General features: G+C 74.2%; 9 protein-coding genes and 1 tRNA gene. 4 read left to right on the top strand and 6 right to left on the bottom strand.

All coding sequences use genetic code 11. The features are described from left to right. A partial coding sequence (locus AOK11_RS33950; RefSeq protein WP_079035256.1) for a cysteine protease StiP family protein occupies positions 1 to 1,163 on the top strand: 1,163 nt, incomplete at its 5' end. Beyond that, on the top strand, positions 1,163 to 1,975 hold the full coding sequence (locus AOK11_RS33945) for an HAD family hydrolase (protein WP_055597511.1): 813 nt from the start codon (positions 1,163 to 1,165) through the stop codon (positions 1,973 to 1,975). The genes AOK11_RS33950 and AOK11_RS33945, both read left to right, overlap by 1 nt. A 70-nt stretch (positions 1,976 to 2,045) precedes the next feature. Here AOK11_RS33945 and AOK11_RS33940 read toward each other — a convergent pair whose 3' ends face one another. The 4 genes from AOK11_RS33940 to AOK11_RS33930 all read right to left on the bottom strand — a co-directional run bounded on the left by AOK11_RS33940 (position 2,046) and on the right by AOK11_RS33930 (position 5,596). Beyond that, a complete protein-coding gene (locus tag AOK11_RS33940) occupies positions 2,046 to 2,807 on the bottom strand; it encodes a DedA family protein (protein ID WP_055597510.1) in 762 nt (253 codons plus the stop codon). Positions 2,808 to 2,906: 99 nt separating this feature from the next. Continuing rightward, positions 2,907 to 3,128, bottom strand: coding sequence for an FmdB family zinc ribbon protein (locus AOK11_RS41060; protein WP_079035254.1), 222 nt, complete (start codon positions 3,126 to 3,128; stop codon positions 2,907 to 2,909). A gap of 104 nt (positions 3,129 to 3,232) precedes the next feature. After that, positions 3,233 to 4,684: a hypothetical protein gene (locus tag AOK11_RS33935; protein ID WP_107098750.1), complete on the bottom strand. Its 1,452-nt coding sequence runs from the start codon at positions 4,682 to 4,684 to the stop codon at positions 3,233 to 3,235. A gap of 75 nt (positions 4,685 to 4,759) precedes the next feature. Then, positions 4,760 to 5,596: a DUF4097 family beta strand repeat-containing protein gene (locus AOK11_RS33930; RefSeq protein ID WP_107098749.1), complete on the bottom strand. Its 837-nt coding sequence runs from the start codon at positions 5,594 to 5,596 to the stop codon at positions 4,760 to 4,762. Between the two features lie 263 nt (positions 5,597 to 5,859). Here AOK11_RS33930 and AOK11_RS33925 point away from each other — a divergent pair. Further along, positions 5,860 to 5,931, top strand: a tRNA-Val gene (locus AOK11_RS33925). Between the two features lie 96 nt (positions 5,932 to 6,027). Here AOK11_RS33925 and AOK11_RS33920 read toward each other — a convergent pair. Continuing rightward, positions 6,028 to 6,384: a hypothetical protein gene (locus tag AOK11_RS33920; protein WP_055597509.1), complete on the bottom strand. Its 357-nt coding sequence runs from the start codon at positions 6,382 to 6,384 to the stop codon at positions 6,028 to 6,030. A gap of 137 nt (positions 6,385 to 6,521) precedes the next feature. Between AOK11_RS33920 and AOK11_RS33915 the strand changes: the two genes are divergently transcribed. Beyond that, positions 6,522 to 6,767 (top strand): DUF2277 domain-containing protein, encoded by a 246-nt coding sequence (locus tag AOK11_RS33915; protein WP_055597508.1) that lies wholly within the window; start codon positions 6,522 to 6,524, stop codon positions 6,765 to 6,767. A 97-nt stretch (positions 6,768 to 6,864) separates the two neighbouring features. On the opposite strand, the gene AOK11_RS33910 is transcribed toward AOK11_RS33915, so the two are convergent. Continuing rightward, a partial coding sequence (locus AOK11_RS33910; protein WP_055597507.1) for a DedA family protein occupies positions 6,865 to 7,394 on the bottom strand: 530 nt, incomplete at its 5' end.

Raw genomic sequence — 7,394 nt, 5'->3', positions numbered from 1 at the left:
CCCCCATGCTGCCCGAGCCCCTTCGCGGCCCCGCCTTCTCCTCGTACGCGCCCGAGGAGGTCGGCTGGCTGCTCCAGGACCTCTCCGACGTCACCCTGGAGGCGCCGACCGAGGAGCGCGAGGAGGCCATCCAGAGCGGCGGCGCGCACTACGCCGAGTCACTGCCCGTCGAGTACCAGCCGAGCGCGCACTACCAGGAACTGTTCCGCGCGGCCCTGCACACCTCGGCGGCCCGCCTCGCCCACGCGGTCGGCGTGGTCACCGAGACCGTGCTCGCCGAGAGATCCCCGCGCCCGGTACTCGTCTCGCTGGCCCGGGCCGGCACCCCCGTCGGCATCCTGATGCGCCGCTGGGCCCAGCACCGCCACCGGCTCGACCTCCCGCACTACGCCGTCTCCATCGTCCGCGGCCGGGGCATCGACGCCAACGCGCTGCGCTGGCTGGCCGCTCACCACGACCCCCGGGACGTCGTCTTCGTCGACGGCTGGACCGGCAAGGGCGCCATCACCCGCGAACTCGCCCAGGCCGTGGAGGAGTTCGAGAAGACCCACGGCGTCACCGGCTTCGACCCGGAGATCGCGGTGCTGGCCGACCCCGGCTCCTGCGTGCGGACGTACGGCACCCGCGAGGACTACCTGATTCCGTCCGCTTGCCTCAACTCGACCGTCTCCGGCCTCATTTCGCGCACCGTGCTCCGCGCCGACCTGGTCGGTCCGGACGACTTCCACGGCGCCAAGTTCTACCGCGAACTCGCCGGAGCGGACGCCTCGGTGGCCTTCCTGGACGCCGTCTCCGCCCGCTTCCCCGAGGTCACGGACGCCGCCTGCGCCCAGGCCAAGGAACTGCTCGCCACCGACCGCACCCCCACCTGGGAGGGCTGGGCCGCGGTCGAACGCATCAGTGAGGAGTACGGGATCCACGACGTGAACCTCGTCAAGCCCGGTGTCGGCGAGACCACCCGCGTCCTGCTGCGCCGGGTGCCGTGGAAGATCCTCGCGCGCGCCGGAGCCGGCCACGACCTCGACCACGTACGGCTGCTGGCCGACCAGCGGGGCGTCCCCGTCGAGGAGGTCGCCGAACTGCCGTACACCTGCGTCGGTCTGATCCACCCCCGGTACACGCGCGGCGCGACCGGCGCCGACGGCAAGGCGGTGACGGCCTGATGACCGTCCTCGTCGCCAGCGACCTCGACCGCACCCTCATCTACTCCGCCAACGCCCTCGCCCTGGCCGGACCCGACGCCGAGGCCCCGCGGCTGCTGTGCGTGGAGGTCTACGAGAGCCGCCCGCTGTCCTACCTGACGGAGACGGCGGCCCGGCTCCTCGCCGAACTCGGCGACGCCGCCGTGTTCGTACCGACCACCACGCGCACCCGCGAGCAGTACCGGCGCATCAGCCTCCCCGGCCCCGCCCCGGCGTACGCGATCTGCGCCAACGGCGGCCACCTCCTGGTCGACGGCGAGACCGACCACGACTGGCACGCCTCGGTGACCGCCCGCCTCGCCGCCGAGTGCGCCCCGCTCTCCGAGGTGCGGGCGCACCTGGAGCGGACCGCCGACCCGGTCTGGACGCGCAAGCACCGCGTCGCCGAGGACCTCTTCGCCTACCTCGTCGTCGAGCGGGAGCTGCTGCCCGAGGAATGGGTGAAGGAACTCGCCGTCTGGGCGGAGAACCGCGGCTGGACGGTCTCCCTGCAGGGCCGCAAGATCTACGCCGTACCCAAGCCGCTCACCAAGAGCGCGGCCATGCGCGAGGTCGCCCGCCGCACCGGCGCCGACCTCACCCTCGCCGCCGGCGACTCGCTCCTCGACGCCGACCTGCTGCTCGCCGCCGACCGGAGCTGGCGCCCCGGCCACGGTGAACTGGCCGACGCCGACTGGACGGCCCCCGGGGTCACCGCGCTCCCCGAGCGCGGGGTCGTGGCCGGGGAGGAGATCCTGCGGGAGTTCCTGAAGGCGGCGAACCCGCCGGGGTGAGGCGGGTCCCGTGAGACGGCCTCAGTGGGGCGGCGGCCTCGGCGAGGCCGCCGGGGAGCTGTGAGCGGGTTCAGCCGTGGCGTCCCCGGCCGGCCAGGTCGTACCGGTCGGCGAGGTCGTCCTCCTCGGAGGAGCCCGACGGCCCCACCTCTTCCGTGCCCGACTGCCGGTCGCGCCGCCTGCGGCCGGCACCCGGCCGCAGCATCCGCAGGACGAAGAAGGCGAGCACCGCCAGCACGGCCAGGCCGAGGACCACCTTCGAGTAGCCCGACACGACGGTCGTGACCTGCTGCCAGTTCTCTCCCAGCGCGTAGCCCGCGAGGACGAAGACGGTGTTCCAGAGGGCACTGCCCAGTGTGGTCAGGCCCAGGAACACGGACAGCCGCATGCGCTCCACACCGGCCGGCACCGAGATCAGCGAGCGGAAGATCGGAATCATCCGGCCGAAGAACACCGCCTTGGTCCCGTGCCGCAGGAACCACGCCTCGGTCTTCTCGATGTCCGAGACCTTCACCAGCGGCAGCCGCCCCGCGATCGCCACCGTCCGCTCCCGGCCGAGCAGCGCGCCCACGCCGTACAGCGCGAGCGCGCCGATCACCGAACCGGCCGTCGTGCACAGCAGCACGGCGAGCAGGCTCATCCGCCCGCTGCTCGCGGCGAACCCGGCCATCGGCAGGATGACCTCGCTCGGCAGCGGCGGAAAGAGGTTCTCCAGCGCGATGGCGAGCCCCGCTCCCGGCGCACCCAAGGCGTCCATGAGGCCGTTGACCCACTGGGGTCCGGCTTCCCCGCCCGCTGCGACGGACAGGGTGTGCGCTGCGATGGCTGTCATGCAGGAAACCGTACGAAGCCGTAGCTGAAGAGAACCTGAGGAAGATCCACGGCAGCCCCGCGGTCGCGCCCCGGCGCTCGGGAGCCGGGGCGCGAGCCGTCAGCCACAGCAGCCTCCGCCGCAGCAGCCACCCCCTCCGCCGCCCGCGCGGGGAGCGGCGGCCGGTGCCTGGGCGGCACCGCCCACGGCGACCGTGGACAGGAGCTTCACGGTGTCGTCGTGTCCTGCCGGGCAGGCGGCCGGAGCAGCGGATTCGGCCATGGGACGGCTCAGTTCGAAGGTGTCGCCGCAGGTCCGGCAGCGGTACTCGTAGCGAGGCATGTGCACAGGCTAACCGGCGGACGGCGGTTGCCGCCGGTCGAGCCTTGCGGGCTGCGGGCTGCGGGCCGTGGCGGGGGAGCGGGAGACGGCCGGGTCCGTACCGGTCAGCCGGCGGAGCCGCCCCGGTCCTCGCGGATCAGGGCCACCACCCGCGCCACCGACTGGCGGACCGCTTCCGTCTCCGTCAGGAAGTGCCAGTAGTCGGGGTGGCGGCCCTCCAGCCCGGCGACGGCCCGCTCCAGCCGGGCCACGGCGCTGTCCAGCGGGTGCGCGTGGCGCGGGTCCGGGGTGTGGCGGCCGGCCATGGCCAGGCGCTGGGCGTCCCGGATGGCGAAGCGGGTGCGCTCGATCTCCTGCTCCGGGTCCTTCTGCACGGCGTTCAGCTGCCGCAGCCGGTCTCCGGCCGCGGACACGGCCTCGTCGGTCGTGTTCAGCAGCGCTCGTACGGTCGACAGCAGAGCGGTGGCGTCCGCCCAGCGCTGCTCGTCGCGCGCGGCACTCGCCTCGGCGAGCTTGCTCTCGGCCTGCCGCACGTTCTCCGTGGCCATGTCGGGGACGCCCTGGAGGTCCTGCCAGCAGGCGGCGCTGAAGCGCCGGCGCAGTTCGCTGAGCACCGGTTCCACCTGCTCGGAACGGGTGGTGAGGGCCTGCGCGCGGGTGCGCAGGGAAACCAGCCGGCGGCCGGTCTCGGCGGCCTGTTCCGGCAGCCGGTCGGCCTCCGCGCGGATGGCCTCGGCCTGGCGGATGACCCGTTCGGCCCGCTCCAGGGTCTGCGGCACGCCGTGCTGCCCGGCGCCCTGGTTCAGCTTGGTCAGCTCCGGGGAGAGCGCGGCGAGCCGGGCGGCGAGGTCATCGGCCCGCAGCCCCGCCGCACGGGTGGCGTCCAGTGCGTTCGACGCGGCGAGCAGCGCCTGACGGGCCCGCTCGACGGCGGGGGCGAGCCGGGCCAGCTGGGTCTCGGCCTTGCCGAGGAGGGGGCCGAGCCCGTCGGTGAAGCGGTCCAGTTCCCGCTTGACCCGGTCCAGCTCGCCCTTGGCGGCGGTCAGTTCGGTCCGGGCCCGGGAGGCGGCGGAGGCCTCCAGGTCGTCGCGGTCGAGATCATGGGCGTCGACGGCCTCGATGTACGTGTGGCTGGCCTCGTCGATCCGGCGGCCGAGCGCCTCGAAGTCGGCGACGGCGCGGCGGGCGGCGGGGGAGCTGTCGACGGCGGTGATCGTCTCGATGGAGATCCGCAGGTCCCGCTGGGCGGTGTCCAGCTCGTAGAACGCGGCCGCCGCCGCGTCCTTGGCGGCCTGCGCCTCGGCCCGCTGGTTCTCGGCCCGCCCGCCGAACCAGCGCCGGGTGCCGCCGCCGGCGAACGCGGCGGGCAGGGCCAGCGCCGCCACCAGCGGCAGGACCGTCAGCGCGAGCGCGTCACGGAGCGGACCGGCGACCCGGCCCCGGGAGACGCCCGGGGAGAGGGGGCCCCGGAGGACCGGACCCCCGGACAGAAGACCACGCGTGCGGCCCACGCGTGGTCTCGACGGCGAGTACGGCTGCTCTGGTATCGCCGTCACATCCCTCTCCCGTACTGTCGTTCGCCCTTCCCGATGGCCATTGTCCCACCGGTGGAGGGCGAACACACGGGTCGGTCAGTCCGCCGTACGGACCGTGAGGCTCCCGTCGCCGGTGCGGACGTCCACCACGTGGGAACTGGTGTCGTCGCGGGGCACCGACACCTTCTCGGCGCCGTCACCGGTCCCGGACGTCACCCGGTAGGTGGCCCGGGGGAGTTCGACGGTGGCGGAACCGTCGCCGCTGCGGGACTCCACCAGGTCGGGTACGGCGCTCAGTTCCAGGCGGATCGAGCCGTCGCCGGTCCGGGCGCGCACCGTGCGGGACGCGACCTCGGCCCGCACCGATCCGTCGCCGGTCCGCAGGTGCAGGGGGCCGGTGGTGTCGGTGACGTGTATGGAGCCGTCCCCGGTACGGATGTCCAGGGCGTCGCGGAAGCCCCGGGCGCGCACGCTGCCGTCGCCCTCCTCGACCTTCACGGCGACCCCGCGGGGCACCTCGACACGGTGCTCGGCGGAACAGTCGGCGACGATGCCGGAGCACTTGATCCGCAGCTTCAGCCGGTCGCCCTCCAGCGACCAGGTGGCCTCCGGGTCCGTGCCGAGGGCGACGGTGCCCTGGAACCACCGGGTGACCTCGACCTTCCCCGACGGGGTGCGGTCCACGGCGACGATCTCGAGCGCGGAGTCGTCGGAGTCGACGGTGAGGGTGCTGCTCGGCAGGTCGAAGGACCGGCGGTCGGGGTCGGTGTCGTCCGCGGCGGACGCCCCGCAGGCCGTCAGCCCGCCGACCAGCACCACGGCGGCCCCGCCGAGGGCGGCCGCGCGCAGGCGCACGCCACGGGAGGAGCCGGCGGTGGTGCGGGCGGGGCGGGTCGTGCCGGTGGTGCCGGACGTGTGGGTCGTGCGGGTCATGACGGTCTCCCCCTGGGACGGACGATCGCGCTTTCCGGCGCTCTTCGACCGTACGGAGCCGGGCCCCGCCGGGGGATCCGGGCCGCTACCGGAATCAAGGTGGGGCTATCCCCCGGACGGAATCCGGGGGGTAACCCCGAGGGAACCTGCGAGGGAGCCTGGAAGGAACCTCGCCCGGACGGATGCGGAAGGACCCGGGAGCCGTGATCGATCCCCGGGCCATGTAGGCTGTCGACTCGGCCTGGGCGGTGCGCCCGGGTCCCGGGTGCGTAGCTCAGGGGTAGAGCGCCTGCCTTACAAGCAGGATGTCGGCGGTTCGAAACCGTCCGCGCCCACCGCGTCGCGATCCCGCGGTCTCGCGGGAACAGGGCCTTTCGGAGTTGCTCCGGAGGGCCCTGTGCCGTTCGTGACGCCGTTCGTACCGGGAGTCCCTACGGGGACGGCTCCGTCCCGCCCGGCGGCGGTGCCTCGTGCGCGTGCTTCAGCCGGGAGCGGGCGTGGACGCGGTCGACGCCGGCCAGCTCCGCCCAGTAGCGATGGGTGCTGACGAACACCACCAGCTCGTGCTCCCGGCGCCGGAGCTTCTCCACCTCGGCCTGCTCGTCGTCCGTCCAGCCGGGGGAGGCGGGACGCTCGACCAGGCGCCAGCCGGTGTCGTCGCTGAACCCGTCGAGCGGTTCCACCGACCAGGGAAGCCGCTTCAGCAGGGTCGACAGCTCGGCCTGGACCTGACGCAGCTCCTCCTGACCGGCGAGGAGGTCACTCGGGAAGTCATAGGTCGCAGCCACGCGCTAATGATACGCCTGTTCGATTTTGGGGGGCGAGTCAACGGGGGGCTCCTCGCCCGGTTCACCCGATCGGGTAAGCCCGGGTGCGCGGTCGTCCGGCATGGTCCTCAGGGGCGCCCCGGGGGGAGACTGGGGACATGTGCCGGAGTATCAAGACCCTGCGTCCGCCCGCGTTGCCCGAGGAGGCCACCGAAGACGAGATCCGGGCTGCCGCCCTGCAGTACGTGAGGAAGGTGTCCGGCTTCCGGGCGCCGGCCGCCCACAACCGCGAGGTCTTCGACCGGGCCGTGGACGCGATCGCCGAGGCCACGGCCGGCCTGCTGGACGGCCTGGAGGTGCGCGGCGCCGGTGCGGGCACGACCGCGGCGCGGCAGGCGGGGTAGACGAGGCGGCGGGAAGGCGGGGAAGCGGGGCGAGCGGGACGGGCGAGGTGGACGACGTGGCGGGTGAAGAGGAGCGGGACGGGCCCCCGTTGCCCCGTTACGAAGCCTCCACCGGTGCCGGCCGCCTGCGCATCAGGTACGCCGCCCCCGCGCCCGCCCCGAACAGCGCGCCGACCGACACCGCGGTGGCGATCCAGGTCGCGCCCAGCCAGTGGGCGCCGAGGTAGCCGAGGGTCACGCTGTAGGCGGCCCAGGACAGGCCGGCCAGCGCCGACCAGGGCAGGAAGTCGCGGGCCCGGCGGCGGGCGGCGCCCGCGCCGAGCGAGACCAGCGAGCGGCCGGCCGGGGCGAAACGGGCGAGGACGACCAGACCGCCGCCGCCGCGGGCCAGCGCGGCGCCGAGACGTTCCTGCGCGCCGGTCAGACGGCGGGACCGGGCGATCGCCCGGTCCAGACGGTCACCGCCGCGCCAGGCGAGACGGTAGGCGACCAGGTCGCCCAGGACGGAGGCGGTGGCGACGCAGAGCGTCAGGACCAGGATGTCGGGCACGTCGGTCGCGGTGCCCGCGGCGGCGGCCGTGGCCGCCGCGATCACGAGGACCCCGCTCGGCAGCACCGGCAGGAACA

Source organism: Streptomyces hirsutus (assembly GCF_001418415.1).
GTDB lineage: Bacteria > Actinomycetota > Actinomycetes > Streptomycetales > Streptomycetaceae > Streptomyces > Streptomyces hirsutus.
The sequence above is the reverse complement of the archived record's forward strand: the minus strand, read 5'-3'. Positions and strand labels throughout refer to the sequence as shown.

Coding starts and splice junctions, on each gene's coding strand:
- AOK11_RS33940 (WP_055597510.1), bottom strand. CDS start 2,807: ATGACAGCCATCGCAGCGCACACCCTGTCCGTCGCAGCGGGCGGGGAA.
- AOK11_RS33945 (WP_055597511.1), top strand. CDS start 1,163: ATGACCGTCCTCGTCGCCAGCGACCTCGACCGCACCCTCATCTACTCC.
- AOK11_RS33915 (WP_055597508.1), top strand. CDS start 6,522: ATGTGCCGGAGTATCAAGACCCTGCGTCCGCCCGCGTTGCCCGAGGAG.
- AOK11_RS41060 (WP_079035254.1), bottom strand. CDS start 3,128: ATGCCTCGCTACGAGTACCGCTGCCGGACCTGCGGCGACACCTTCGAA.
- AOK11_RS33930 (WP_107098749.1), bottom strand. CDS start 5,596: ATGACCCGCACGACCCACACGTCCGGCACCACCGGCACGACCCGCCCC.